The organism is Streptomyces sp. NPDC054975 (assembly GCF_053609105.1).
Window position 1 is genome coordinate 214728 of sequence record NZ_JBSGWV010000003.1, and the last position, 26014, is coordinate 240741.

20 protein-coding genes are annotated in these 26014 nt (G+C 71.3%); 11 read left to right on the forward strand and 9 right to left on the reverse strand.

Annotation, left to right across the window (positions count from 1 at the left end):
• The first annotated feature begins 108 nt into the window (after window positions 1-108).
• From ACWF79_RS05840 to ACWF79_RS05860, 5 genes are all read left to right on the forward strand, one after another.
• A complete protein-coding gene (locus ACWF79_RS05840) occupies window positions 109-2220 on the forward strand; it encodes an MMPL family transporter (RefSeq protein WP_453726790.1) in 2112 nt (703 codons plus the stop codon).
• Between the two features lie 276 nt (window positions 2221-2496).
• Window positions 2497-3726 (forward strand): NAD(P)/FAD-dependent oxidoreductase, encoded by a 1230-nt coding sequence (locus ACWF79_RS05845; protein WP_453726791.1) that lies wholly within the window; start codon window positions 2497-2499, stop codon window positions 3724-3726.
• 99 nt (window positions 3727-3825) lie between these two features.
• A complete protein-coding gene (locus ACWF79_RS05850; protein ID WP_453726792.1) occupies window positions 3826-4158 on the forward strand; it encodes an SDR family NAD(P)-dependent oxidoreductase in 333 nt (110 codons plus the stop codon).
• Entirely contained in the window at window positions 4155-5366 is a 1212-nt protein-coding gene (locus ACWF79_RS05855; RefSeq protein ID WP_453726793.1) for a lycopene cyclase family protein, read from the forward strand. Before ACWF79_RS05850 ends, ACWF79_RS05855 begins: the two co-directional genes overlap by 4 nt.
• Window positions 5366-6958: an FAD-dependent oxidoreductase gene (locus tag ACWF79_RS05860; protein WP_453726794.1), complete on the forward strand. Its 1593-nt coding sequence runs from the start codon at window positions 5366-5368 to the stop codon at window positions 6956-6958. Before ACWF79_RS05855 ends, ACWF79_RS05860 begins: the two co-directional genes overlap by 1 nt.
• Window positions 6959-7069: 111 nt before the next feature.
• Here the strand turns inward: ACWF79_RS05860 and ACWF79_RS05865 are convergent, their stop codons facing one another.
• The 5 genes from ACWF79_RS05865 to ACWF79_RS05885 all read right to left on the reverse strand — a co-directional run bounded on the left by ACWF79_RS05865 (window position 7070) and on the right by ACWF79_RS05885 (window position 12519).
• Entirely contained in the window at window positions 7070-8083 is a 1014-nt protein-coding gene (locus ACWF79_RS05865) for a DUF5914 domain-containing protein (protein ID WP_453726795.1), read from the reverse strand.
• Complete coding sequence (locus ACWF79_RS05870) at window positions 8080-9078, reverse strand: phytoene/squalene synthase family protein (protein ID WP_453726796.1); 999 nt, start codon at window positions 9076-9078, stop codon at window positions 8080-8082. Before ACWF79_RS05870 ends, ACWF79_RS05865 begins: the two co-directional genes overlap by 4 nt.
• Window positions 9065-10636: a phytoene desaturase family protein gene (crtI, locus tag ACWF79_RS05875; RefSeq protein WP_453726797.1), complete on the reverse strand. Its 1572-nt coding sequence runs from the start codon at window positions 10634-10636 to the stop codon at window positions 9065-9067. Before crtI ends, ACWF79_RS05870 begins: the two co-directional genes overlap by 14 nt.
• Window positions 10633-11775: a polyprenyl synthetase family protein gene (locus ACWF79_RS05880; protein WP_453726798.1), complete on the reverse strand. Its 1143-nt coding sequence runs from the start codon at window positions 11773-11775 to the stop codon at window positions 10633-10635. The genes crtI and ACWF79_RS05880 overlap by 4 nt, the downstream gene beginning before the upstream one ends.
• Window positions 11776-12255: 480 nt before the next feature.
• The gene (locus ACWF79_RS05885; protein WP_453726799.1) at window positions 12256-12519 is read right to left on the reverse strand and encodes a hypothetical protein; all 264 of its coding nucleotides are present in this window, start codon (window positions 12517-12519) and stop codon (window positions 12256-12258) included.
• A 216-nt stretch (window positions 12520-12735) separates the two neighbouring features.
• On the opposite strand from ACWF79_RS05885, the gene ACWF79_RS05890 reads away from it, so the two are divergent.
• The gene (locus ACWF79_RS05890) at window positions 12736-13185 is read left to right on the forward strand and encodes a hypothetical protein (RefSeq protein ID WP_453726800.1); all 450 of its coding nucleotides are present in this window, start codon (window positions 12736-12738) and stop codon (window positions 13183-13185) included.
• Between the two features lie 260 nt (window positions 13186-13445).
• Here ACWF79_RS05890 and ACWF79_RS05895 read toward each other — a convergent pair whose 3' ends face one another.
• Together ACWF79_RS05895 and ACWF79_RS05900 are read right to left on the reverse strand one after the other, a co-directional pair.
• Entirely contained in the window at window positions 13446-13856 is a 411-nt protein-coding gene (locus ACWF79_RS05895; RefSeq protein ID WP_453726801.1) for a RidA family protein, read from the reverse strand.
• Window positions 13857-14155: 299 nt separating this feature from the next.
• The gene (locus tag ACWF79_RS05900) at window positions 14156-14701 is read right to left on the reverse strand and encodes an MOSC domain-containing protein (RefSeq protein WP_453726903.1); all 546 of its coding nucleotides are present in this window, start codon (window positions 14699-14701) and stop codon (window positions 14156-14158) included.
• Between the two features lie 176 nt (window positions 14702-14877).
• Here ACWF79_RS05900 and ACWF79_RS05905 point away from each other — a divergent pair, with 176 nt between their 5' ends.
• The 3 genes from ACWF79_RS05905 (at window position 14878) to ACWF79_RS05915 (ending at window position 19929) form a co-directional block, all read left to right on the forward strand.
• Window positions 14878-15114: a hypothetical protein gene (locus ACWF79_RS05905; RefSeq protein ID WP_453726802.1), complete on the forward strand. Its 237-nt coding sequence runs from the start codon at window positions 14878-14880 to the stop codon at window positions 15112-15114.
• Window positions 15115-15636: 522 nt separating this feature from the next.
• Window positions 15637-16452 (forward strand): bis(hydroxyethyl) terephthalate hydrolase, encoded by an 816-nt coding sequence (gene bdeA, locus ACWF79_RS05910; protein WP_453726904.1) that lies wholly within the window; start codon window positions 15637-15639, stop codon window positions 16450-16452.
• Between the two features lie 321 nt (window positions 16453-16773).
• Complete coding sequence (locus ACWF79_RS05915; protein WP_453726803.1) at window positions 16774-19929, forward strand: LuxR C-terminal-related transcriptional regulator; 3156 nt, start codon at window positions 16774-16776, stop codon at window positions 19927-19929.
• 443 nt (window positions 19930-20372) lie between these two features.
• Here the strand turns inward: ACWF79_RS05915 and ACWF79_RS05920 are convergent, their stop codons facing one another.
• Together ACWF79_RS05920 and ACWF79_RS05925 are read right to left on the reverse strand one after the other, a co-directional pair.
• Window positions 20373-22403 (reverse strand): ABC transporter permease, encoded by a 2031-nt coding sequence (locus ACWF79_RS05920; RefSeq protein WP_453726804.1) that lies wholly within the window; start codon window positions 22401-22403, stop codon window positions 20373-20375.
• Between the two features lie 315 nt (window positions 22404-22718).
• Window positions 22719-23426, reverse strand: coding sequence for an ABC transporter ATP-binding protein (locus ACWF79_RS05925; protein ID WP_453726805.1), 708 nt, complete (start codon window positions 23424-23426; stop codon window positions 22719-22721).
• 223 nt (window positions 23427-23649) lie between these two features.
• Here ACWF79_RS05925 and ACWF79_RS05930 point away from each other — a divergent pair, with 223 nt between their 5' ends.
• Window positions 23650-24936: a sensor histidine kinase gene (locus tag ACWF79_RS05930; RefSeq protein ID WP_453726806.1), complete on the forward strand. Its 1287-nt coding sequence runs from the start codon at window positions 23650-23652 to the stop codon at window positions 24934-24936.
• Window positions 24933-25622, forward strand: coding sequence for a response regulator (locus ACWF79_RS05935; RefSeq protein ID WP_453726807.1), 690 nt, complete (start codon window positions 24933-24935; stop codon window positions 25620-25622). The genes ACWF79_RS05930 and ACWF79_RS05935 overlap by 4 nt, the downstream gene beginning before the upstream one ends.
• Window positions 25623-26014 lie beyond the last annotated feature (392 nt).

Genomic DNA, 26014 nt, shown 5'->3' on the forward strand with positions numbered 1-26014 from the left:
CGCGTGGCTACGGCTGTCAGGTCCGTCGGGGTACCCCGGCCGTCATATCTCTCAATCATTGAGATACTTTACGGTCGAGTCAATCAGGTGACGTCTTGGAAGGCTGACATGACAAGGACATCGCGCTGGGCACGCTGGGCGGTCCCACTCGCGCTGCTGGTGGTCTGGCTGGGCATCGGCGGCACTCTCGGGCCGTACGCGGGAAAACTGGGTGAGGTCGCCACGAACGACCAAGCCGCCTTCCTGCCCCGCAGCGCCGAGTCCACCCAGGTCCTCGAGGCCCGGAAGGCGTTCGAGCGGTCGGAGTCAGTGCCTGCGATCGTCGTGTGGACCGGCGAGGGCGGTCTGGTGACGGATGCCCAGCGAGATGCCGCGACCCGGGCCGTGGCCGGCCTGGCCGGCCGTCCCGGGATCGCGGGCACCCCCTCGCCGGCGCTGGTCTCGCAGGACGACCAGGCGCTGCAGGCCGTCGTCCCCTTGGCCCCCGACCTGGGCGAGGAGTTGCCGGTCGTCCTGGACGAGGTCCGTGAGGCCGCGCAGTCGGTCTCCGGCACGCGGGTCGAGATCGCCGGCCCCGCCGCCAGCCAGGCCGACCTGTCCGACGCCTTCGCCGGGATCGACGGACTCCTCCTGGGTGTGGCGCTCGGGGCAGTCCTGCTGATCCTGCTGCTGGTCTACCGCAGCGTCCTGCTGCCCCTCGTGATCATCATCAGCGCCGTCTTCGCCCTCGGTCTGGCCTGCGCGGTGGTCTACGCGCTGGCCGACCGCGACATCGTTCGGGTCGACGGACAGGTCCAGGGAATCCTGTCGATCCTGGTCATCGGCGCCGCGACCGACTACGCCCTGCTGCTCGCCGCCCGCTACCGCGAAGAACTCGCCGCCCGGGGCGACCTCGGGGCAGCGGCCGTGGCGGCGGTACGCCGATCCGCCGGTGCCATCGTCGCCAGTGCGGCCACCGTGGCCCTCGCACTGATCGCCCTGCTCGCCAGCGACCTGACGAACAACAGGGCGCTCGGCCCCGTGGGTGCCATCGGCATCGTCTGCGCGGTGCTGAGCACACTCACGTTCCTGCCCGCCGTCCTCGTCCTGCTGGGCCGCACCGCCTACTGGCCCGCCACCCCCAAGCCCTCCGAAGCGACAGCCGAGGGACACAGCGTGTGGCGCCGTGTCGCCGCAGTCATCGACCGTTCACCGCGGCGGGTCTGGGTCTCCACCGCGCTCGTGCTGCTGGCACTCGCCGCCTTCTCGCCGGGCCTTTCCTCCAAGGGCGTGCCGCTCGACGAGATCTTCGTGAACGACGCTCCGTCCGTGAGCGCCCAGCAGACCCTCGGCCGCCACTTCCCCGCCGGATCGGGGAACCCCACTGTCGTCATCGCCGACGCCGACCGCGCCGAGGAGGTCACGCAAGCGGCGAAGGACACCGCCGGTGTCGCGTCCGCGGCACCTGTCACCGCGTCGGGCGGTCCCGGGACGGGTGCGCCGCTCGTCGTCGACGGCCGCGTCCGCATCGACGCCACACTGACCGCGGCCGCCGACAGCGATGCCGCCAAGGAGACCGTGCAGCGGCTGCGCGATCGGGTGCACGCCGTTCCCGGTGCCGATGCCCTGGTCGGGGGATACACGGCCCAGCAGTACGACACGCAGCGGACCTCCGAGCGGGACCGGGCCGTCATCGTGCCCGTCGTCCTCGGCATCATCCTGATCATTCTCATGCTGCTGTTGCGCTCGCTTCTCGTGCCCCTGCTGCTGGTGGCCACCGTGGCGCTCAACTTCTTCGCCACCTTGGGAGTGTCCGCGCTCGTCTTCGAGCATCTGCTCGGCTTCAGCGGCACCGACGCGTCCGTTCCCCTGTACGGCTTCGTCTTCCTGGTCGCCCTCGGCGTCGACTACAACATCTTCCTGATGTCACGGGTACGCGAGGAGACGCTCACTCATGGCACGCGACAGGGTGTTCTGCGCGGGCTGACCACGACCGGGGGAGTCATCACATCGGCCGGCGTGGTCCTTGCGGCCACGTTCGCGGCCCTCATGGTGATTCCCCTGGCCTTCCTCGTCCAGATCGCCTTCATCGTCGCCTTCGGAGTCCTCCTCGACACCCTGGTCGTCCGCTCCTTGCTGGTGCCCGCCCTGGTCATCGACATCGGTCCCCGCGCCTGGTGGCCCAGCAGCCTGGCTCGACACCGCCCTGCCCACTCGCCACCGCTCGAGCCCGCCACCTGACAGGCGGCCGCCGTGGCCGGAAGAGCCTCCTGGGCGCTCGGCTGCTTCCGGCCCGGTGCAACGGCTCGTTGTCCGGTGCATTCGGACGTGGCGCGTGGCATCGGTCTGGGGAACGTGGTCCGCTGGACCGGCGGTCGAGGCTACGGCCGTCGCGCGGTTGCCGGTTGCCGATTGCCGGTCGCAGCGAGCCGTTGCGCGCCGGGGCTCCGCACGTGCGTTCAGCGGTCCGGACCACCAGCCCCCTGAGACAGGTACCGGCTTCGAATGAGGTGCAGTATGACCGACGAACACCGCGGGGCACTGGACGCAGTCGTTGTCGGTGCCGGCTTGGCAGGCCTCGCCTGCGCGCTGGATCTGTGCCGCGCCGGGCAGCGGGTGGCACTGCTGGAGGCGTCCGACGGCGTGGGCGGCCGAATGCGCACCGACCGGCGCGACGGACTCCTGTTGGACCGCGGATTTCAGGTTTTCAACACGTCGTACCCGCAGGTGCGGCGGCGCTTCAACCTTCGGAATCTTCGGCTGCGTCCGTTCACGCCGGGCGTCATCGCGCACACCCCGAGCGGACCGGTCCGTTTCACCGATCCGACGCGTTCGCTGCGGCTGGGTTCGACCCTGTCCCCTCGCGATCTGGCGGCGCTGGCGGTGCTTTCCGCTCGGGACGGGGTGCTGCCGGCGTACGCGCTGAGACGTCGCGCGGATCGCTCGACGGCGCAGGCCTTGCGGCGTGCCGGGCTGTCCGACGCGGCAATCGCCCACGTCTTGCGTCCGTTCTTGTCCGGAGTCTTCCTGGAGGACCGGCTGGAGACGTCCGCCCGCTTCTTCCACCTCGTTTGGCGGAGCATGATCCGAGGGACCCTGTGTCTGCCCGCCGACGGGATCGGAGCCGTTCCTCTCCGGCTCGCCGACGCCCTGCCCGACGGCGTGCTGAGGCTGGGCACGCCCGTCGCCGAGGTCAACGACGACGGAGTGCTCCTGAGTGACGGCACCGATGTGCAGGCTCCGGCCGTCGTCGTCGCGACGGACGCGGCAACCGCCGGCCGCCTGTTGCCCGGCCTGCCGGTGCCGGAGGGGCGTACGGTCACCACCTACTACCACGTGGCCGGCAGCACACCGCTGTCGGAACCGACGCTGATGGTGGACAGCACCGGAGCGGTGCTCAACACCTGCGTACTCACCGAGGTGGCTCCCACCTATGCGCCGGCCGGCACCGCGCTCGTCTCCACCTCCGTCCTTGGCGGGGACCGGCCGGGGCGGGCGGACACGGTTCTCCGACGTCTGGCGGAGCTGTACGGCACCGATACCAGTGCCTGGCGGCAACTCGCCGTGTATACGGTCGAGGGGGCGCTGCCCGCGATGCGCCCGCCCTGGCCGCTCAGCCGCACCACCCGCTTCGGACCGCGCCGGTACGTATGCGGGGATCACCGGGCGACCGGATCGGTGCAGGGAGCGCTGGCCTCGGGCACGCGCGCCGCGCGAGAAGTCCTCACAGACCTTCAACAGACCTGACGGCGTGACAGTTCTGCTCTGCCGCATCCATGGACGGGCCCCGGTCAGAAGTGCTCGGTGACCGGATGTTGTTCGTCGACCCGTATTGCGGAGTGAAGTGTGCAGCTGAGCGGCGCGCGGGTCCTGGTGGCCGGTGCCACCGGTGCCCTGGCTGGTGTGATCACCGCCGAGCTGGTCGGGCGTGGTGCGCGTGTGGCCCTTGCCGGACGCGATCCGAGCAGGCTGGCGGACGCCGCACGGGCCTGCCCAGGCGCCGCGACCACGCTGTTCGACGCCTACGACCCCGCATCGTGCGCCCGGGCCGTGGAGCACACGTCGGCTGAGCTCGGCGGCCTGGACGCCGTTTTTGTCGCGGACGGGCCGGCAGCGGATGCCGAACTCGTGCGCTCGGACCCGGCCGGGGCGCCCGTCATCGAACGGCGGACCCGGTGACACCTCCCTCCACCGATGCCTGTGAGGTGGTCATCCTCGGCGGTGGCGCAGCCGGCCTCAGTCTGGCGTACCGGCTGGCACGGACCGGCCCCGTCACCGTGACCCTTGTCGAGCCGCCGGACGGCCCGCTGCGTCCGGCCGAACGCACCTGGTGCTACTGGAGCGAGGAGACCCCTGGCCTCGACGACGCCGTCAGCGCCTCCTGGTCCCGGCTGCGCGTGCACGGACCCGACGGCCGTGACGTCACCCTCGATCCGGCCCCGCTGACCTACCACATGATGCGCTCCACAGCGTTCGAGCGAATGGTCCACTCCTGCTTGGCCCGTTCACCCGGCGGGCGTGTCCTGCGTGCGACGGCCGGCGAGGTGCACGACGTGCCCGGGGGCGCCGAGGTCCGATGCATGCTGCCGGAGGGCCGCTCCCTCACACTGCGGGCTCGGCGGGTCTTCGACTCGCGGCCCCTGAGTGGGCTGCCGCCTGCCCGGACGCAGTTGCTGCAACACTTCCGCGGCTGGTTCGTGCGTACCGACACCGAGCGGTTCGATCCCGCGGTCGCCGATCTGATGGACTTCCGTGTGCCGCAGCCGAACCACGGGCTCGCCTTCGGCTACGTCCTTCCGACGGCCGCCGACCGAGCACTGATCGAGTACACCGAATTCTCCCGTGCACCGCTGAGCACGGAGGCGTACGAGACGGCCCTTCGCCATTACGCCCGCGACATCCTGGGCCTGGGGGCGTTCAACGTGGAGACGGCGGAACAGGGGGTCATCCCCATGACCGACGCCCGCTTTCCCCGCCGGATCGGGGCAGCCGCGTTCCGGATCGGGACGGCCGGCGGTGCGACCCGTCCGGCCACCGGCTACACCTTCACCGCGGTACAGCGCCAGAGCCGGGCCATCGCCGCCGCCCTGCGCGACGGCCGCGACGCGGTGCCCCCGCCGCATGGTCGACGGGCGCTCTTCATGGACGCCGTGCTGTTGCGGGCCCTGGACACGGGACGGATCGACGGCCCGGCGTTCTTCACCGATCTGTTCCGCCGTACGCCGACGCCCCGTCTGCTGCGCTTCCTGGACGGCGCGACCTCGGTCCGGGAGGAGTGGAGCATCGGACTGCGCACACCGGTCGGACCCATGCTCCGCACCGTGGTCGAGCTGCCCTTCCTGCCCCGCCGTGCCCACCCCGCCCCACGGACTGGAGACAGTCGCTGATGACACCGCTGCGCGACAACGCCCTCTCGCGGCCCTTCCACCTGAGCGCGAGGCGGGGCCGTGACCGCAAAGCCGAGGTTCTGATGCCGGTACCCGGCAAAGACCGGTTCCAACGAGGGGACGAGCCGTCGGTCGCCGTGGTCGGCGGCGGAATCGCCGGTCTGGCCGCGGCGACCGCGCTGGCCGAACGAGGCGCCCGCGTCACGCTCTACGAGAAGGACGACTCACTCGGCGGCAGGCTCTCCGGCCACGCCACAAGACTCGCCGACGGCTCCCAGGTGACGATGACCCGCGGGTTCCACGCCTTCTTCCGCCAGTACTACAACCTGCGCGGCCTTCTGCGTCGCACCGATCCTGCCCTCGCACGACTCACGCCGTTGTCCGACTACCCCCTGCTGCACAGCGGCGGTCTGGCCGACAGCTTCGCCCGTGTCCCGAGAACGCCGCCCCTCAGCGCGCTCGGATTCGTCGCCCTGAGCCCCACCTTCGGCTGGCGGGACCTGGCCGCCATGGACGCACGGGCGGCGCTGCCGCTGCTCGACGTGCGTGTGCCCGACGTGTACGAGCGCTTCGACGACGTCACCGCGACAGCCTTCCTGCACTCCGTGGGATTTCCGGAGGCCGCGAACCACCTGGCGTTCGAGGTGTTCTCGCGGAGCTTCTTCGCCGACCCCCGCGAACTGTCCGCCGCCGAAATGCTGCTGATGTTCCACATCTACTTCCTCGGATCGGCAGAGGGCCTGCTCTTCGACGTGCCGAGCGAGCCGTTTCCCCAGGCGCTGTGGGAGCCGCTCGGCGACTACCTGGAGAGCCTCGGAGTCGACGTCCGGACCGGCACTCCCGTGTACAGCGTCCTGCCGCGTGGGGACGGGGGAGCGGACGTGCACACCGACGCCGGCTCCGACGGCCATCACGCCGTCGTGCTCGGCCTCGACAGCGGGGGACTGCGGCGGATCGTCTCCGCATCACCAGGCCTGGGCACGTCCGCCTGGCGTGACGACGTCTCGAGCCTGCGTACCGCACCGCCGTTCCTCGTCTCCCGGCTCTGGCTCGACAGGCCGGTCCACGCGGGCCGACCCCCGTTCCTCGGCACCAGCGGCTACGGCGGCCTGGACAACATCAGCATCCTGGAACGGTACGAGGGCGAGGCCGCGCGCTGGGCCGCGCGGAACGGGGGCTCCGTCGTGGAGCTGCACGCCTATGCCGTGGACGACGTCGCGGGGCCGGAGAAAGCACAACACTTGCTCGTCGACCGGCTGCATCAGGTGTACCCGGAAACCCGCCACGCGAGAATCGTCGACGCCCGCCACGAATGGCGCTCGGACTGCCCGCTTTTCGCGGTCGGCACCCACCACCGGCGTCCCACCGTACGGACGCCCCACCCGTGGCTGACGCTGGCCGGAGACGCGATCCGCTGCGACCTCCCTGTCGCTCTCATGGAACGAGCCGCCACCACCGGCTTCCTGGCCGCGAACGCGCTGCTCGCCGACCGGGGCGTGCGGGGCCAGGTGCTCTGGACCGTTCCCCGGGCGGGCCGCTCACCCATGTTCAGGGCACTCGCGGCCGCCGCGGGACGCCAACCGGCCTTCTGACGAGCTACCTGTCGACGCCCGAAGGAGCCTCAGGCCCGCACGGCCGGCGGGCCGGTCCACGTTCGACCGGGTACTGGAGGGCCGGCCGGGGAACAGGGGGCCGGTCCCCGTTCAACCGGGGAATCTGCCCGTGCTGCGCAGCAACCAGCGACGTTCGGCGTAGGCCAGGTCGTCGCGCCACAGTCGCGCCGCCGTACGGCGCATCACCGGGCGCAGCACGGGGGCGGCAGCCCGGACCAGCGCGAAGCCCGGCCGGTCCGAAGCGGCGACGACCGCCTCGACTACGGCGGTCCGAGGCTGTTCGGCGCCCGGACCGGTCAGCGGGGTCGCATGCGTCTCCACGACGGACGTGGCTCCCTCGCCGTCGGTGATACGCATGACGACGGTGCGCGGCTCCGGCGCGGTGAACTCGGCCCGCACCGGCACCACCAGCCGCCCGGCCACCCGGAACGAGACGTCGACGATGAACTTGTCCTCCTCCTCGTCGTCCTGCGGCTCCCGCACCACCGCGAGGTCGAGGAACGAATACGGATGGAACCACGAGCCGTGCCACGGGTCGAGCCGGTTGGCCACCACGTCCTGCGGTTCGCATCGCCCGACCGCCGTGAACACGGCGTCCACGCCGCTGCCGGTCGCAGGCCGTACCGGCACGAGGGGGCGCTCGGCGGGCTCCTCGCCACCTACCTCGTCAAGCCGTACCCACACCAGTACGCCGTCGTCGTGGACGGGGAACGGCTGCCAGCCGGCGAACGGAGAACCGTCCAGTGCCAGGCCGTGCCAGTGGCAGACCAGCTTGCCGCAGACCACCCGACTGCTGCGCAAGGGAGCACCTAGATGCGGGCAGCCGCCCTGACCCGCGTGCAGTGCACCTGCCTTCGAGCGCCACAGCACCACCTCCACACCACCGACCGTCCTGCCGTACGGGCGCCCTGCGGCGGCCACGTCCCGGGAGGCACCGACCACGAACCAGTTGCCGGACGGACGCGCGGACGCCCGCTTGAGCGCTTCGGCGATGAGCGCCGGCCGCGCCTGACGCCAGGTCGGCGTCTGAGTCGCCCAGTCCGGGCCACCACGCCGACGCCGCAACGGAGGAGTCCAACCTCGACCACCCGTCCGCCCCCTCATCGCACCCGCCCGTTCTGCTCGGCCACGACTTCACTCGCGGCGACTTCACGGCGGGAGGAGGAGCGAGCCCGCCACCGGGCGCGCGCCACGTGCAGCACACCGGTCGTGGCGGTGGCCGCACGACGTCTGCCGGACACGACCGCGCGGCGGTGCAGCACGGTGTAGTCCTGCGCCGCGATCGCGTCGAGAATGCCGGCGTAAAGGGTGAATGCCGTGCGGATGCAGGGACGCACGCGCGGGTCGAGCATGGCGATGCCCGGCTCCGCAGCCCGGTACACGCCCCGCGTCAGTGCTTCCGCGGCGACGAAGGCCCTGCGGATCCGCGGGTCGGTGCGCCCGGTGTGTCGGCTCCACTCCAAGAGCGGCCGGTCAACGCCATGGGCGGCGAGCAGATCGCCGGGCAGGTAGACGCGGCCCCGGTCGAGGTCCTCCCCGACGTCCCGCAAGAAGTTGGTGAGCTGGAAGGCCACACCGAGAGCCGCCGCGTGCGGTGCCGCCTCCTCACGGGGCACGACCGTGCCGAGTACCGGCAACATCTGCAGACCGATCACCGCGGCCGAACCGTGCATGTAAGCCTGCAGTTCCGTGTAGGTCGGATACTCCGTGACCGTCAGGTCGGCGCGCATCGAGGACAGGAAGTCGGCGAAGTGCGCGTGCTCGATGCCGTACCGGTCGGCAGTGTCGGCCACGGCCCGGACCACGGGCTGGTCTCCGTCGCCTGTACGCAGCCCCTTCGCCAGGTCGGCCTCCAGACGGCACAGCAGCCGGTCGCGCTCGGCAGGTGCCTGATGCCGGTCGAGGTCGTCGACGATGTCGTCCGCCCAGCGGGCGAAGCCGTAGAGCGCGTGCACGGCCGAGCGGCGTTCCAGCGGCATCAGGCGCGTGGCCAGGAAGTACGTCTTCCCGTGACGGGCGTTGAGCCGGCGGCAGTGAGCGTATGCGGCGCGCAGCGAGGGACCGGTGATCCCTGCCGCGTCGAGTTCACGACGGGTCATCGGCACCTGCCCCCGTCGGGGAGGCGGGTACGGGACCTGAGGCCAGGGGCGGGCGCGCGGGCGTGAACCGACGCCCGGCGCCGCCCGTGACGCGCGCGGCGGCGAGTTTGCCGCTGATGAGCACCGTGGGAACGCCGACGCCTGGGGTGGTTCCGCAACCGGCCAACACCACGTTCTCCACTCCGCGCACGAGATTGCGCGGCCGGAACGGTCCGGTCTGGGCGAAGGTGTGGGAGACCGAGAACGGGCTGCCCGCCGCATGGCCTTGTATCGTCCAGTCGAGCGGGGTCATCAGAACCTCCTCCTCAACGCTGTCCGCGAACCCCTCCAGGCCCCGGCGCTCCAGTTCGCCGACCAGGCGGTCGCGGTAGGCCGGTGCGAGGCGTCGCCAGGCGAACGCGGACGGCCCGACCGTGGTGTTCGGGCAAGGGGCCAGGACGTGGTGGAGATGGCGGCCCGGCGGCGCCAGGGTGGCATCGTGTGAGGTCGGGCGGGTGATCAGCAGCGACGGATCGCTCATCAGATGCCCCGAGCGCGTCAGTTCCTCGAAGGTGCGCTCCCATGCGGCACCGAAGGAGAGGGTGTGGTGGGCGAGGTGGGGCCAGGTGCGGTCCGTTCCGGCGTGGAGTACCACCGCCGAGGGTGAGTGGCGAATCCGTGACGGCCGCCGCGGCGTGCGCTTCAAGAGCCGGTAGGCGTCGGTGAGTTCGCACGTGAGCACCACCGCGTCGCACGGGATCCGCTCGCCTGTGGCCAGGCGGACGGCGCGCACGCGGTTCGCCGAGCGTTCCAGAGCGCTCACTTCGGACCCCCAGCGCAGGTCGGCCCCGGCCTTCGCGGCCGCGTCGGCCATCGCGCGGGGAATCGCGTGCATGCCTCCCCTGGGGAACCAGACGCCGGCCACGGTGTCCATGTACGCGATCACCGCGTAGGCCGCCAGGGCACGGGCAGGGGCGACACCGGCGTACAGGGACTGGAAGGAGAAGACGCGACGCAGGCGGTCGTCGGAGAGGAAGCGGCCGATCCGGCCGTCCAACCGCGCGAACCCGCCCAGTGCCGCCAGCCGTGCCAGGTCCGGGGTCAGCAGCTGGAAGGGGCTGTCGAAGTTCGTGTCGATGAAACGGCGCATCTGCGCCCGGTACAGCCGCTCCAGCCATGTCCGCAGGTCCCGGTAGCCGGACGCCTCCGCCGGGCCGGCGAAGCGCCGTACCTCTTCCTCCATCGCGTCGCCTTCGGTGTGCACGTCGAGCGAGGAACCGTCCGCGAAGCACGCCCGATAGGCCGGATGGAGAGCCACCAGCTCGACGTGACGGTCGAGACGATCGCCGACAGCCGCGAACGCCTCGTCGATCAGATGCGGCATCGTCAGCACCGTGGGACCGGTGTCCAGCTGATATCCGCCGAGCTGCAGACGGCCGGCCCGGCCGCCCGGCCCGGCATCGCGTTCGACGACGGTGACTCGGCGCCCCGCACCCACCAGGTGCAGGGCACAGGCCAGACCGGACAGACCGGCACCCACGACGACGACATGATCGGTCGGCCCCGCAACCGTCCTCACGCGACCTCCTCCGAGCGGCGAGGAACACTGCCCGAGGCGCGTTCGACCAGCTCGGCGAACTCGTCCTGCACGGCGGGGTGGGCACCGGTGCGTTCAAAATGCCTGAGACTCATGGCGACCAGCTCCCTGATCTTCGCCTCCACCACCTCCCTGGCCCCCGTCCGCTCCAGCGCCGTCCGCATCCGCTCGACTGCCGGTCCCGACCGTGTCTCCACGCCCGGAGCGAGCGTCGCGGCCGCGTGGTGATCTCCCGTGGCGTCGGCGAGTTCGACCGCGACGGCCAAGAGGTACGTGAGCTTGCGTGATCGCAGATCGTCGTCGGCCGGTTTGCCGGTCAGCATGGGGTCACCGAAGGCGCCGAGGAGGTCGTCACGGAGTTGAAAGGCCAGCCCGGCGCACCGGCCGGCCGCCCTCAGCGCGGCCAGCACGCCATCGTCGGCTCCCGCCAACGTCCCGCCGAGGGCGAGCGGCCGAGCGGCTGTGTAAAGGGCGCTCTTCAGGGTCGCGATGTCCAGCGCCTCGCCGACGTCGGACGAACGAGCGGCCTGAGCGCGCAGGTCGCGGTACTGGCCGGCCACCATCTCGGTACGCATCGCGCGCCACTCCGCATGCAGCCGCGCGCCGTGCGGCGTAGCAAGTGCGGTCTCCGCCAGCAGATCGTCCGCCCATGCCAGAGCCAGGTCACCGGCGAGCACGGCGGCGGAGGTCCCGAAGGACTCGGCGGAACCGTGCATGCCCGCGGCCCAGTGCCTGCGGGCCATGTCGACGTGCACGGCGGGCGCACCCCTGCGCCGCAGGGACCCGTCCATCACATCGTCATGGATGAGGGCGCACGCCTGAAGCAGCTCAAGGGCGGCGCCTGTACGCAGTACCGCGGCGGCGTCGCCCGAGCCGCCCGCCGCCCGCCAGCCACAGCACACGAACGCGGTACGCAGCCGCTTTCCGCCCCGCGCGACGAGCGCGACCACGCGATCGGCCAGGTCGGGACCGAAGAGGGGATCGACAGCACGCGCATGGCGCAGCCGCGCGTCAAGAACCTTCTCAAGGACGGGGCCCACCGCGTCCTGGGCGTCGGTCGCGGCAGGAGGGATCTCCTCGCGTTCGGCGGTTGCGGCCCGCGTCGGCAGGTGTCCAAGCATGCGCGACCCCTTCTCACTCCCGGCTGTCTCCACATCAGTGCTTCCGCCGAAGACCCCGGTACGGATGCGCCTACTTCCGCGCGGCACGGGCCTGCCCAGGGGTGTAATCGCTTCGGCGGCTCATCGATGTACGGCTTACGCCGGTGCCACCTCTGCCACGCTCCTGGAGCGAACCCAGGTCGCGCGGTCGTCGCGCTGAGCGGCGACGAGGGCGGTGTACGCGCGGCTGGATTCGCTCCAGCGAGCCAGCGCCTCAAGGACCTCGTCGTCCAGGGCGTCAGGAACGACCGCTGATGCGAGGGCGACCCGACGCCATCCCACCCAAGACTGGCGAAGACGCCTGTTGATCAGCCGCGCCAGTTCACGGGACGCGCTCTGCGGCGCTCTGCCTGTGCGGCGTAAGCAAGAGGAACCTGCCTGATCGACGTCTGCCGACAGCTTCGCCTTCCTACTGGCCCGAGCCGTCCAGCTTTGGCCGGCTCAAGAGTAGGAATGCTGTTCGGTGATCTTCTCCGGGGTGATGATGCTGTCGTGTTCGTAGTGAGCCAGGGCCAGACCGAGGCCGAAGAACGTCGGGGCCCACTCGCCGACGAAGATGCCCCACCGGTCGGCACGATCGATGCCGCGTGCTTCAGCCTTCGCCGAGACGAGCCACGAGGTGAATGACAGGCCGACCGACACGAACGCCGCAGTGTAGGCGTGTTCGCTCTTCAACCCAGCTTCGTGCAGTTTCTTGACCAGCATGACTGCTCCCTGCATCGTAGGGCTCCACAATCGAGCGGAATCGGACGGCTCGGACAAGCCGTACCTGGACTTCGGCCCGATAGCCGCTGGCGGATGCAGCCCAGTCGCTCGTGACGGTCAGCGGCCAGCCATCCGAAAGCCGTACACCGCAGCACGCAGACGCCAGGGTCGACGATCCCACCTCCGAGGCCGCGTCAGAGTGACAGGATCCTCCGCATGAGTGAGTGGGGGATCGCCCTGATCGCCGCCGGATCGGCCATCTTGGGCAGCATCACGACAGGGTTCTTCGCCTGGAAGGCCGGCCACCGGCAAGCGGCCGCTGCCGAAGCCGCGGGCGCCGCGCAGGCGAGCGCGCTGATAGCCACCGTCCAGGCCACCCTCGACGAGCAACGTCGCGCCCGCGCGGAGGGACATCGACGGCAGGTCTACCTCGAATTTCTCGACGCTGCTCAGATTGCCCAAATGGAGCTGACGGAGGAGACGATCAGCGCCGTGTTCAGGGCTGACAACAGGCTCGAGCTCGAAGGGCCGGAAGCGGTGAGTGAAGCCGCGCACGCCTATGCGGGCGCGCTCAGGGACAACGTGAGCGACGAGGGCAGGGCTGCTGCCGAAGACGCTCGCTGTGCCTACATCGAGGCCGTACGGCAGGCTCTCAACGACACCTGAACCAGGCACGTATCGACCGCCAGGACGGGTCGCCCGTCGGGGCCCGCGGCATCGGCGGACCGGCCAGCACCTGCACCAACCGGGGTACGCCCACGTTCCCGTGTTGCACATCGCACCGTACCCACCACGAGCTCGAACAGCTCGTCCCCGCGCACGGTCAGGCAGTCGAACAGGTCCTTCCGGAAGTTCGACCGTTGCGCGAACGCCCAGCGTCCTGCGAATGCCCAGCTCGGCTACTCAGTTCGACACCTCGTTCGAAGTCAGTCAGGCAGCGCCACGGTGAGATCCACTTCGACGAGCTGTCCCGTGAAGCCCAGCTGGGCGACGCCCAAGAGCGTGCTGGCGGTGGTGAACGCCGGACCCAGGGCGGACTCGGCGAGCCGATGCCATGCGGCTCCGAGAACATCCCTCTCATCGCTCCGCACGTAGATCACTGACCGCACCACATGTTCAGGCTGGGCACTCACTGCTGCCAGAGCAGCGAGCGCGTTCGCGACAACCTGGTCGACCTGCGTCTCAAGGGAACCGGAACCGACGAGGTCACCATTCCGATCAAGCGGGCACTGCCCCGCCAGATAGGCGGTACGGCCTGCCTCCACCACGGTGATGTGGTGGTAGCCGGGTGTCTCATGCAACTGCTCGGGGTTGATGCGGGTGATCTTCTCGGTCATGTCAGCGAGTCTGACCAGCGTGGTGCCAGCACGCACCGCATTTTCTCCACCAGCAAGCATTCCGCGGTGACGTGAGGTCATGGAGAACCTATGAAGCCTCCGGGATTGCCTGAGCCGTGATGCTTCGCAACAGGCACGTCCGGTTCGGAGAGGGCCGGGTCGCTGCGACGTGCCCCGGCCACCCGACGAGTGGCGAGGCCTGGTAACGCGAACGGGCAAGCTGGCGATCGCCTACCCGGCGGTACTCCACCTCGCCCGCCGTCCTCATCTGGGCACGCCGATGACCACGGAACAAGGACCTAGACGCGTTCCAGCGGGCGGTGGGGGAGGGGCGGGTGCTCGACCCGGATGGCATCGTCGGGGCGGACGGTGCCTCCACGGCGGACCACAGCCATGACGCCACACTTGAAGACGAACTCGCCGGACAAGGGGTCCATGGCGAAGACCTCGCCAAGCAGCCCCTTGCGGAAGTCGTTGATCTTCGCGCACGGGTTGCGCAGGCCTGTCACCTCGAGCACCGCCTGCTCTCCGAGATGGAGCAGCGCACCGGTGGGCAGGCCCAACAGGTCCACCCCGCGCGTGGTGATGTTCTCGCCGAGCTGGCCTGGGGAGACCTTGAACCCCTTGAGCGCGAGTTCGTCGAAGAGTTCCTTGTGCATCAGGTGGACCTGGCGCAGGTTGGGCAGGTCCGGCTCGTAGGTCATGCGGAACTGGTGACGGATCGTCTCACCCGCGTGAACGTCCCCTTCCACACCGAGCCCCGTGAGCAACGTGACGGAATCGCGATTGGGCTTGCTGAACGAGTACACCTCGTTACGGCTCACTGCGGCGACCTGACCAGGCATCACGCTCTCCACCCGTTGTCGTTCTGCGGCCGGTCGATCGTAGAGGCGGTGCGCCCAGGCTGTAAGGGAGGCATGCGGTGAGCGGAACTCATCGGGCGGATGCGTCCGGTCCGGCACCCGACCGGTACCGTCCAGCAACTGAACACCAAGGCCACAGCTCCTAGGCTCCGGGTCGCGTGTCGCCGGTCGGGCCGGAGTTCGGGCAGGCCGATGAGGGCGTAGATGCCGAGACGCTCCAAGGGCAGGGCATTCAGGTGGCGGCCGTCGACGAGTTCGACCGTTTGCGTGGAGTGAAGTCCCAACTGGCTTTGCCGAACCAAGCGGTGGTGACGACGATGCCTTTCGAGGCGCACTTGTCGTTCACGATGCCTGCGACCGGCCGGACGGGTCTCGGCGGACACATCGCCCGCTGATACACCGCGTCGTCATGCGTCAGAGCCTAGTAGGCGGGTCGAGACGGCCCGCCAGCTGCGGGGTCCGAAGCACGTGTGAGGTCCGACGCGTGGTGCGGCAGCGATGGCTCCGTGACGGTTCGGCCATGCCACCGCAGGTGTACGGGGTGGCTTCTCTCCTTCTGACGGTCGGTAGTTCGGCCGTACGGGCTGCCTACCACCGGCCCGCGACCGACCACCGGACAGGCACCGACCTCCGGAGCGCGACCGACCCCGGACCAATTCCGACCGCCGGCCGCCGGCCGCCGGCCGCCCGACCGCCGGCCGCCACCGACGGCCGACGTCCGCACCGACCGCCGGCCCGTAACCGGCGATTCTGCCGATGCCTCGAGCGCCCGGTGCCCGGACATTGGCCGAACCAGTCATTCCACGGCTCCGCGACGGCCCCCACGCCGGCCGGAGCCGTACACGACACGAGAGGACGACTCCGTCGTGAAACGACACTTTGCCGCAGCGGCAGCCGCCGCCGTCTGCTGTCTCACCATGCTCAGCGCTCCTGGTGCCCAGGCCGCCGACAACCCGTACGAGAGGGGCCCGGCTCCGACCACCGCGAGCATCGAGGCCCTGCGTGGCCCGTACTCCGTCGCCGAGACCAGCGTCTCCTCCCTGGCGGTCACCGGCTTCGGCGGTGGCACCATCTACTACCCCACGTCGACCGCCGACGGCACGTTCGGTGCGGTGGCGATCTCGCCCGGCTTCACCGCGAGCCAGTCGTCGATCGCCTGGCTCGGGCCGCGCCTGGCCTCCCAGGGCTTCGTCGTCTTCACCATCGACACCATCACGACGATGGACCAGCCCGCGAGCCGGGGCCGGCAGCTCCTCGCCGCGCTCGACTACCTGACCGGGCGCAGCGCGGTCCGGGGGCGCATCGACAGCACCCGCCTCGGTGTGATGGGGCACTCGATGGGCGGCGGCGGCAGTCTGGAGGCGGCCAAGAGCCGGCCGTCCCTGCAGGCCGCCATCCCGCTTACCGGCTGGAACACGGACAAGACCTGGCCCGAGATCGCGACACCGACACTCGTCATCGGCGCGGACGGCGACACCGTCGCACCGGTCGCCACCCACTCGGAGCCGTTCTACGAGAACCTTCCGAGCTCTCTCGACAAGGCGTACCTGGAGCTCAACAACGCCAGCCACTTCACGCCGAACAGCTCCAACACGACGATCGCGAAGTACAGCGTCTCCTGGCTCAAGCGTTTCATCGACAACGACACCCGCTACGAGCAGTTCCTCTGCCCGATCCCGCGCCCGAGCCTGACGATCGAGGAGTATCGCGGGACCTGCCCGCACGGCTCCTGACCCTGGCCGGGGGCGGACTGGAGACGGGGGCTCCGATCCCCGCCGGACGGGGGGTGGGAGGTGGGGCTGCTCTGAGCGCGCCGGCTCCCGGGATCCCTGATCGGGGTGCCACCCCCGTTCCCGGCATCTGACCCCTGTGTGCCCGGGGTGCCGGGGCCAGGCCCTTGTGCGCGCCCACAGGGTCTGGCCCCCGCAACTGGGCCGTGTCCCAACCCGGTTGTCGGAGCCCGGCCTTGTACCCACAAGACGTCTGGCCCTGGGCCGTACCGACGGGGACGCAGGCTCTTCCGTGGAAACCTACGGGGCAGTAACGTGACGCCCGTGAGCGGAGGGACGGGCGCGGCCGCTTCTCCGCGGCTGCACGACCGAAGGACCGAACTCGCCGCCGTGGCCGCCCTTTCGGCCCGTGTGTACGCGGGTTCCGGCGGAGTTCTCCTGATCACCGGCAGCCCTGGCATGGGGCGCACGGCGCTCCTCGCCCACGCCGTCCGGGACTTCCACGGCGCGGCGCACCTGGTGCCCGCGCCGCCCGGCAAGCGCGTTCCGTGGAGCGGTGTGCGGGCGTTGCTGTCGGCGTTCGGGAGCGCGCCTGCCGAGGTGCGGCACGCGCTGCGGGCGGCGCGGGGCCCGGACGGCCTCGCCAAGGCGCTCTCCCGGCTCTCGGCCGGACGGCGTCTGCTGCTCTGCGTCGACGACTACCACCTGTGGGACGCGCACTCCCGTGCCGCTCTCGCCTCGGCGTGGAGGCCCGGTGGCGGCCTTCCGGGGGTCGGCTGGATCGTCTCGTTCGCCCGGCATCACCGCCCACCCGCCGTACGGGGGGCGACGGTTCTGCGACTCCAACGCCTCGATCGGGCCGGGGCGAGTGCCCTGCTGGACGACCTGTGCCCGGTGCCCGCGGCGGAACCCGTACGGGAACGGCTGCTCCTGGAGGCGGCGGGCCACCCGGGCATCCTGGCAGCGGCGACCCGGCGCCTGTCCCGGGCTCAGCTCGCGGGCGCGGAACCGTTGCCGTGCTCGTTGACCGACGGGAGCGTGCTCGTCGACGTCTACGGCAAGCTCCTGGAGTCACTGCCGGTGGAGTGCAGGCGCCTGCTCGCTCTCGTCGCGGTGGCCGGCGACGGCCCGCCGGAGGTACGTCAGGGGGAGGTGGGACGGGGTGCCGAGGTGTCGAGGGGGACGTCGTTACGGGGCGGTTCGGCTTGGGGCGGGTCGGGGCTGCGGAAGCCGGGGGCGCAGGGGCCGGGGGCGCACGAGATGGGCCCGGACGCCTCGTGGTGGGACGGTTCGGTGCCGGACGGGTGGGGGTGGAATGGTCCGGCGTGGGATGGTTCGATGCCGGACGGGTTCGGGACGCAGATGCCCGGGGCGCAGATGCCTGGACCCGGGTGGCCGGATGGGAACGGATCCGCCCCCGAACCATGGGGTTCGGACCCGCGGGGACGCCCTGTCGAAGCCTCCGCCGTCCTCGCCGCCGCCCGCGCCGCCCGTACCTCGCCCGAGGCGCTCGACAGCCTGATCGCGGACGGTCTGCTGAGGGGAACACGTACGGCCCTCCGCTTCGCCGACCCGTTCCTGCGGCGGGCCGTGCTCGCCACGACGCCCGTGGCGTGGAGGCGTTCGACCCGCGCGCTGTTCACCGTGCCGCAGGACAGCGCCGCGCCGCCGCCCCCCGGCTCCTTACCGCACCGCCAGGACGCTCCATCGGGCGGCGCTGCCCGACAGGCCGAGCCGCCCCGCTCGAAGCGGGACGTGTACCCCGAGCGTGCCTCCGCCGTGAGTGGGACGGTGCCCGCCTCCCGCACCCCGGGCGCGAGCGATGGCCGCGACGGCAGGGTACGGGCAGCGGCTACGCAGGCGTTCCCGCTGCTCCCCGGCCTGCGGCACCGGGCGGACCGCTTCCGCGCCGCCGAAGGCGTCCACGCGCGCACCGATGTGGTCCGGGGGCGCGCCGAGCTCGCGCGCGGACTCACCGCGCTCGCCGACGGGCCGGTCGCCGACGCCCACCAGGCGCTGCTCCTGGCAGCCGCGCTTCTGGAGGCCGAAGCGCCGGCCGAGGCCGCGGACGCTCGCCTCCTCGCCATGGAGGCCGCCTGGGCGGCCGGGGACCCCGTGGCGTGCCTGATCGCCCTCGGCGACGCCGAGGCCGACATCGAAGCTGATCCCGGCTCCGACTACGGCAGCCGCCCGGACGGTCGCTCGCACGTCCGCCCCGGGACCGCCGAGGCCGGGAAGCCCCACACGTACGAATCGACGCGAACCGAGCGAGACTTCCTCGAAGGCATGCGCGCGGCACTCGCCGCCCGGCTGCCCGAGGCGCGTGCGCCGCTGGCGCGTGTGGTGGCGCACGACGGGGAGGCCGACGACCCCAGGATCCTGCTCCGGGCCGGTTCCGCCGCCCTGGTGCTCGGGGACATGGCGTCGGCGGCCCGGGTGCACGCCCGCGCTCTGGCGGTGGTGAGGGCGGAGCGCCGTACGGCCCTCCTGCCGCGCGTACTGGAGTACCTCGCCTACGCCGAACTCAGGGCCGGCCGCCACGCGCGCGCGGGGGCGCACGCCCGTGAGGCCCTCCAGGCGTCCCTGCTCACCGGGCAGCGCAACATGGCGGCGCACCAGCACGCCGTACTCGCCCTGGTCGCGTCGGTCACCGGCCACCCGGACGCGGTCGAGGAACACGCGCGGAAGGCCCTCGAACGCGCCCGGCCGCACGGACTCGCGCAGGCGATCACCCTCGCGGAATGGGCACTTGCCCGCGCGGACCTGGCCCGGGGCCTCGCGGCGCAGGCGTCGGCCCGGCTCGCCCAACTCGTGGGTCCGGGGCCCCGGAGCGGTCACTTCGCCCTGCGGATGCTGGCCGTGCCCTGCTACGTCGAGGCGGCCGAAGCCGCAGGCCGGACGGGCGAGGCACGGGCCGCGGCGGAGGAGTTCGCCCTCTGGGCAGCCGGAGGGGTGGACCCCCATGCCCCGGCTCAACTGGCCCGCTGCCGGGCGGTGCTGGCGGACCCGGAGAAGCTGGAGGAGGCCGCGTACTGGTACGGGGAGGCGATGCGCCACCACGACGAGTCCGGCAGCGATTTCGAGCGCGCCCGGACCCTCCTGTCGTACGGCAAATGGCTCCGGCGACGCAGGCGCCCGCTGGAGGCACGGGCTCGGCTGAGCGACGCGCTGGTCACCTTCGAGCGGGCGGGCGCCGGGATCTGGGCCGACCAGGCCAGGGCGGAACTCCGTGCCACCGGCGGAGCGATCGGCGGTCCCCGCTCGCCGGTGTCGGCGGACGGCCTGACTCCGCAGCAGCAGCGCATCGCGCGGTTCGCCGCCGAGGGCGCGACCAACCGGGAGATCGCGGACCGGCTCTCCATCAGCCCGCGGACGGTCGACCACCATCTACGGAACGTCTTCGCCCGGCTGGGCGTCCGCTCCCGGGTCGAGCTCACGCACGCGCTCCGCCGGGCGGACGAGGAAACGTCGAACCACTGAAAGGGCAGCCGGGACCCGCCTGCCGATCCGAGCCCCGGCACGCGCCGGACGTGCTCCTCGCCCACTCCGCCAGAGTGGGTCGTCGGACGACTGCAGAATCGATCTCCCGCTCGGCCACGGATGCCGCGCCCGCCCGTCCCCTTCGAGGACACCTTCGTGGCTGACAGCCGGCCGACCGGGGGAGCGCGTTCCGCCAGCGGCCTACGGTCGCGGGCGCGCGGGGGCGCCGGGGCACGCCAAAACGGATTCACCCGCCGGTACGGAGTGACCTGGCCGCATCGCCAAGATCCTCCGCGTCTGCGGGGGAACGCTCTAGTAGCGCGCCACTACTTTGCGGCTGGGGTCAGAGACAAGGCTCCGGGGCCCAGTTGCAGTGATCAGCCAACGGACGCCCACCGCTCCGTGCGGTGGGAGTCGGAGGCACGAGCTCTGAGCCTGACCTTCTATTCGGTGCGCAGGGCCGTGGCGGTTCGGGTCCTGGCGGCCCAGCCGGCGGGCAGGAGTGCGCCCAGAGTGGCGATGAGCAGGCCACCGAGGGCAAGCGGGATGAGTACCGGGCCGTGGTAGACGGCGAGGACGGAATCGGGCAGCCGCAGTCCCACGCTGTCACCCATGGCGGGCAGGACCCGGCCGTGAAGGGCCACTCCCAGCGGCACACCCACGGCGCCCGCGGCCAGGCCGGTCACGACGACCGAGGTGAGGACCATCGCGATGGTCTGTCGTGGGGTCATGCCAAGCGCCTTGTGGACACCGATCTCCCGCACCCGCTCGCGGGTATCGAGCAGCACGCCGTTGAGCACGCCGAGCGCGGCGACGGCGACGAGCATCAGCGTGAGCATCGCGGAGAGCGCGTTGAGCGTGACGACCATGTCGCCGCCGGCGTCGAGTCCGCCGGCCTGAGCGGTGGCCCCCAGCGGCGCCAGGTCCTTGTTGAGCGCGGTGACGTAGGCGGAGACGTCGGTGCCTGACGCGACCGCGATGTGATGGCTCGTATCTGTCAGGTCCGGATGTGCGGCGGTGAGGGTCGCGGCGTCGGTGAAAACCTGCATGCCGGAATTGCGGGGGTCGAGGACTTCGCCGACGACCTGGACCGTGACCGGCTCGGCCAGGCCGTTCAGGGTGATGCTGTCGCCGACACGGGTGCCGGTGGCGGTCAGGAAGGGGGTAGGGACCACGGCCTCGCCGGGCCTGTCGATCCAGCGGCCCGCGACCATCGTGTAGCCACCCCAGGAGGCGTCGCCGGTGAAGGCGACCACGTCGACGGTGCCGGTCAGGCCGGACACGGTCGAGCGCACCGTCGAGGCGCGGTAGTACTCGCCGGTTCCGGGGGCGGACTCGACGGTCTCCGCAACCGCGGCAGGGTCGGCCTTGGGCTGCTTATTGCCGCCATGGGGCTGGGGTCCGAAGTCCGGCATGGGCGCGGGCACGGTGACATCGGCGACGTCGTGGGCCTTGGCGTCCATCACCTTGCCGAGCGTGGCGCCCATTCCCGCGGTGAACGTGACAGCGATGGCGCCGAACAGGATCGCCGTGCCCATGGCGAGCGCGCGGGCGGGCCGCGCGAAGGGTCGGGCCAGGCCCAGGGCCACCGGCCGCGGCAGCGGCAGCCTTCCGGCCAGGCGGGCCGCCCACCGGCCGCGCCCCGCCGAAGCGGTACGCCCGACGGCGAGCGCGTCGACCGTACGCAGCCGCCCGGCCCGCCAGGCACTGGCCCACGCGGTGGCCGCCACCAGGCCGAGCACCCCGGCGATCACCGCCAGGTCGACCCAGGGAGCGATGGCCAGGGACGAGGAACCGTAGATCTCCTCGGTCTCGGCCATCACAGGGATGGCCAGCAGGTGGCCGGCGAGGACGCCGAGGGCCGTGCCGACGCCGGCCGGGATCAGTGCCTGGCCGATGTAGCCGCGTACGACCTGGGCAGGGGTGAAGCCGATGGCCTTGAGGATCCCGATGCGGTGCGTTCCCGTGCCCACGGCTGACGCGACGACGTTGCCGACGATGAGCGCCGACATGACCAGGCCCAGGGCGCCGAACGCGACGAGGAACGGGACGTAGAGGGCGGTGTCGCGCTCGGCGTCCTTCTTGACGGTGAGCCAGGACTGTTTGCCGGCGGCCGCCCCCGGTGCCAGGGACCGCGTCACGGCTTTGCCGCCCGCGGTGATCTGCGCGGCGGTGCCCGCGTTCGTGAAGCGGTAGAGCATCTGGTAGCCGCCGCTGCCGGGTGCGGTGAGCGCCGGCATCTGGGCCGGAACGACCCAGGCGTCGGCGGTCCGCGTGACCGAGCGGGCGACCCCGACGACCGTGAGGGTCGGTTCGTCGGGCAGATGAGTGAAGGTGACCCGCCTGCCCAGGGTCGGGATGAGCGAGGAGTCGGCGGACAGCACGATCTCGCCGGAACGGGTGGCCCACCGCCCGTCGACCAGCGCCACCTTGTCCACGTCCCGTCCGGGATCGGAACGGCCGACCACGGTCATCGGCCAGCCGGGGCCCGCCTCGTTCGCCCGGGGGGGTGACGGCCGCCGTGCGGAACGGTCCGGCCGAACCGCTCACCCCCGCGGTGTCCTTGGACTTCGCCAGTTGCCCGGCACTCACCTTGCCCGCGTCGAAATCGACGGACAGATGCGCGCCACGTTGCTGGGCGAAGGCGTCGTCGAAGGGTGCGCTGGAGACCACCAGCAGCGAGCCGCCCAGGACGGAGGCGGCCACTGCCATCATCGTGGCGAGCCCGATCACCAGCGTCTGCACCCGCCGTCGTCCCGCCCCCGAGCGCACCACTCTGGCGAGCACGCTCAACGGACGGCCTCCGGGGCGATCGCCTGCGACGGGACGTCCTCGGTGATCCGGCCGTCGGCGATCTTGACCGTGCGCCGCGTGCAGGAACGCGCGAGGGACAGGTCGTGAGTGACCACGACGATGGTCTGGCCGTCGGCGTTGAGTTCCGTGAGCAGCCTGCTGACCTCCTGTCCGGCGGCCGTGTCCAGGGCGCCGGTCGGCTCGTCGGCCAGCAGCACTGGTGGCCGGTTCATCAGCGCCCGGGCCACCGCGACGCGCTGGCGCTCGCCGCCGGACAGCCGCCCCGGATACGCGTGGGCGTGCCGGTCGATACCGAGGTTCTCCAGGAGCTCCGCCGCCCGCCGACTTGCCTCGGCACGTGCCACGCCCGCGAGGCGGGCCGGCAGAACGACGTTGTCGGCGACGGTCAGATCGTCGAGCAGGTTGAAGAACTGGAAGACCATGCCGATCTTCGAGCGCCGGTAGAGGGCGGAGCCGGACTCGCCCAGCTTGTCCACGCGCACCCCGTCCACGGTGACGGCCCCCGTGTCCGGCCGGTCCAGGCCCGCGATCAGATTGAGCAGCGTGGACTTGCCGCTGCCGGAAGGGCCGAGGATCGCGACGGCCTCGCCGCGCTGCACGGTCAGCGACGCCTGGTGAAGGGCGGCCGGGCCGTCGTCGTATCGGCGGCTCACCCCGCTCAGTTCGATCACCGGCATGGTCATGAAAGGGCTCCTTGCGTACGGTCAGTGGGCTGTGGGCGCTGTGTGAACGCTAGGAGCGGACCCGGCCCACCGCGTCGCCCGCCCGGACCCCTTGCGGTACCGCGCTGGGATGAGCACCGGAAACGTCATCCCTGCGATGTAGGCGGGCGATGTATCCGGCCCAGTGGGAACGACCTCCGAGTTGGACTCCACAGGCCCGGGCCGCAGCGACAATGAGCCGGTGATGAACGTACGTACGACGCTGGTGCGGCTGCGGAAAGCCACCCTCAGGGCGGTCCGCGACAGGATTCCGAGCGGTCCACCGCTGCGGCCCGCCCGGCGCGCCTGGCAGTTCGACGTGCTGATGGCACTCGCACTCGGAATCGCCACCGTCCACTACGGCATCGACAACGTCGGCAACGTCGTGCTGCGGGAGGTCGCGCCTGGTGTGGAGGTGGCCCTCCCGCGCCCGTCCGGCCCCGGCGGCCTGGCCTTCATGGTGACCCTCGCGGCCGCCGCCTCCGGTGCCCTGGCACTGCGCCGCCGCTACCCGCTCGCCGTGCTGTGCGTCGTGACGGCAGCGACACTGGCGACACCGCACAACGTGATGAGGCTGACCTTCTACGCGTTCGTCATCGCCGTGTACAGCGCCGCCGTCTACAGCCCCTACCGGACGGCCACCCTGGCTGCGCTGCCGGTGTCGGTCTTCCTGGTCGGCACCTCGGGGAACTCGGTGACACCGATCGTCCCCAACGAATACATCGCCCTGCTGATCCTGGCCCCGATGGCCGTGGCCGCCATCGGCCTGCGTACCTGGAAACTCCGGACCGACGAAGGCCGCACCCGGCTCTCCGCCCTGGAGCGCGAGCAGGCCGAGGTCCTGCGCCGGGCCGTCGACCATGAGCGGGCCAGGATCGCCCGCGAACTGCACGACGTCGTCACGCACAACGTCAGCGTGATGGTCATCCAGGCGGGCGCCGCCCGCAAGATCATGAAAACCTCCCCCGAGCAGGCCGGCGAGGCACTGCTGGCCGTAGAGGCGGCGGGCCGGGCGGCCATGACCGAACTGCGCCACGTCATGGGCCTGCTCACCATGGATGACCGGGAAGAGGGCACGGACATGGACAGGGGGGTTGAGCTGGCCCCGCAGCCGGGCCTTGACCAGTTGGAGACGCTCATCGGGCGGGTGCGGGACGCCGGACTGCGCGTCGACCTGACCGTGACAGGACCGCCCCGTCCCCTTCCCCCTGGCCTCGAACTCGCCGCCTATCGCGTTGTCCAGGAGGGCCTGACCAACACGGTGAAGCACGCGTCGGGCGCCACCGCTGCCGTCACCGTCGATTACGGCCCGCGTCAACTGCGGGTGGAGGTCACCGACACCGGCGGATACCGGGGCGCGGGTACCGGAAGTGGTCGGGGCCTGATCGGCCTGCGCGAGCGTCTCGCCGTCTACGACGGAACCCTGAACACCGGCCGGCGACTCACTGGCGGTTACCGTGTGGAAGCCCTGATCCCCTTGGAGACACCGTGACCGAACCGCCGCGTGTGCTCCTCGCCGACGACCAGACCCTGGTCCGCACCGGGTTCCGGATGATCCTCGGTGCCGACGGCATCGATGTCGTAGCTGAGGCGACCAACGGCCTCGAAGCGGTCGAGGCGGTCAACCGCACCCGCCCCGACGTGGTTCTGATGGATGTTCGGATGCCCGCGATGGACGGCCTGGAGGCCACCCGCCGCATCACCGGCACTTCCGGCGAGCCGCGCGTGATCATCCTGACCACTTTCGACCTGGACCGGTACGTCTACGCGGCGCTGTCCGCCGGGGCCAGCGGCTTCCTCCTCAAGGACGTCACCCCCGAGCAGCTGACCGCGGCCGTCCGTACAGTCCGTACCGGCGACGCTCTCCTCGCGCCCGCCATCACCCGCCGTCTCGTGCAGCGGTTCACTCGGCGAGGCAGCGACACCGCCGCCCTCCACCGCGACCTCGCCTCGCTCACCCCGCGTGAACTGGAGGTCCTGGGCCTGCTGGCCCGAGGACTGAGCAACGCCGAACTCGCCGCCCGCCTCCACCTCGCCGAGGCGACCGTCAAGACGCACGTCGCCCGCATCCTCGGCAAACTCGGACTCCGCGACCGTGTCCAGGCCGTCATCGTCGCCTACGAAACAGGACTGGTCAGTGTCGGCGAACGCGAGGCCGCCGAGCAGTCCACCGAGTAGACGTAGGCCGAAGCCGAGACCGGGGATCAGCAGCCGGAACCCGCGCCTTCCCCGGTAGTGCACGCCTCCGAACGGTCATACGACGGCCGCCCGACGTCCGCGTGCGCCGCAGTGCGGGGCTCGGGCAAAGTCGGCAGAGCGATGTCGAGCTGTCACCGCCTGCAGCAGCGCGCGGGAGCGCATCGGAATCGAAGAGCTCGTGGCACCCTGCCTCTGAGGCCGAGGCAGCCAGACATCCGCACCCTCGCAGCCGGCGTCAGCGCCACTGCTCCTTTTACCCAAGACGCGCTTCGGGACGCCGCCCGGCGGCCGGAAGCGTCGCCCACCGGCGCTCAGCGTGCAGAGCTCCTAGCGAGCCTTGAGCTCAGGTGGGTGCGGCGGCATCCCACCAT

Bases quoted from the DNA above. Each gene is read 5' to 3' on its own strand.
- ACWF79_RS05885 (WP_453726799.1), bottom strand. From the start codon at position 12,519: ATGCTGGTCAAGAAACTGCACGAAGCTGGGTTGAAGAGCGAACACGCC.
- ACWF79_RS05925 (WP_453726805.1), bottom strand. From the start codon at position 23,426: ATGACCATGCCGGTGATCGAACTGAGCGGGGTGAGCCGCCGATACGAC.
- ACWF79_RS05895 (WP_453726801.1), bottom strand. From the start codon at position 13,856: ATGACCGAGAAGATCACCCGCATCAACCCCGAGCAGTTGCATGAGACA.
- ACWF79_RS05920 (WP_453726804.1), bottom strand. From the start codon at position 22,403: ATGACCGTGGTCGGCCGTTCCGATCCCGGACGGGACGTGGACAAGGTG.
- ACWF79_RS05845 (WP_453726791.1), top strand. From the start codon at position 2,497: ATGACCGACGAACACCGCGGGGCACTGGACGCAGTCGTTGTCGGTGCC.
- ACWF79_RS05880 (WP_453726798.1), bottom strand. From the start codon at position 11,775: ATGCTTGGACACCTGCCGACGCGGGCCGCAACCGCCGAACGCGAGGAG.
- ACWF79_RS05900 (WP_453726903.1), bottom strand. From the start codon at position 14,701: ATGCCTGGTCAGGTCGCCGCAGTGAGCCGTAACGAGGTGTACTCGTTC.
- bdeA (WP_453726904.1), top strand. From the start codon at position 15,637: ATGCTCAGCGCTCCTGGTGCCCAGGCCGCCGACAACCCGTACGAGAGG.
- ACWF79_RS05870 (WP_453726796.1), bottom strand. From the start codon at position 9,078: ATGACCCGTCGTGAACTCGACGCGGCAGGGATCACCGGTCCCTCGCTG.
- ACWF79_RS05865 (WP_453726795.1), bottom strand. From the start codon at position 8,083: ATGAGGGGGCGGACGGGTGGTCGAGGTTGGACTCCTCCGTTGCGGCGT.
- ACWF79_RS05930 (WP_453726806.1), top strand. From the start codon at position 23,650: ATGAACGTACGTACGACGCTGGTGCGGCTGCGGAAAGCCACCCTCAGG.
- ACWF79_RS05890 (WP_453726800.1), top strand. From the start codon at position 12,736: ATGAGTGAGTGGGGGATCGCCCTGATCGCCGCCGGATCGGCCATCTTG.
- ACWF79_RS05840 (WP_453726790.1), top strand. From the start codon at position 109: ATGACAAGGACATCGCGCTGGGCACGCTGGGCGGTCCCACTCGCGCTG.
- ACWF79_RS05860 (WP_453726794.1), top strand. From the start codon at position 5,366: ATGACACCGCTGCGCGACAACGCCCTCTCGCGGCCCTTCCACCTGAGC.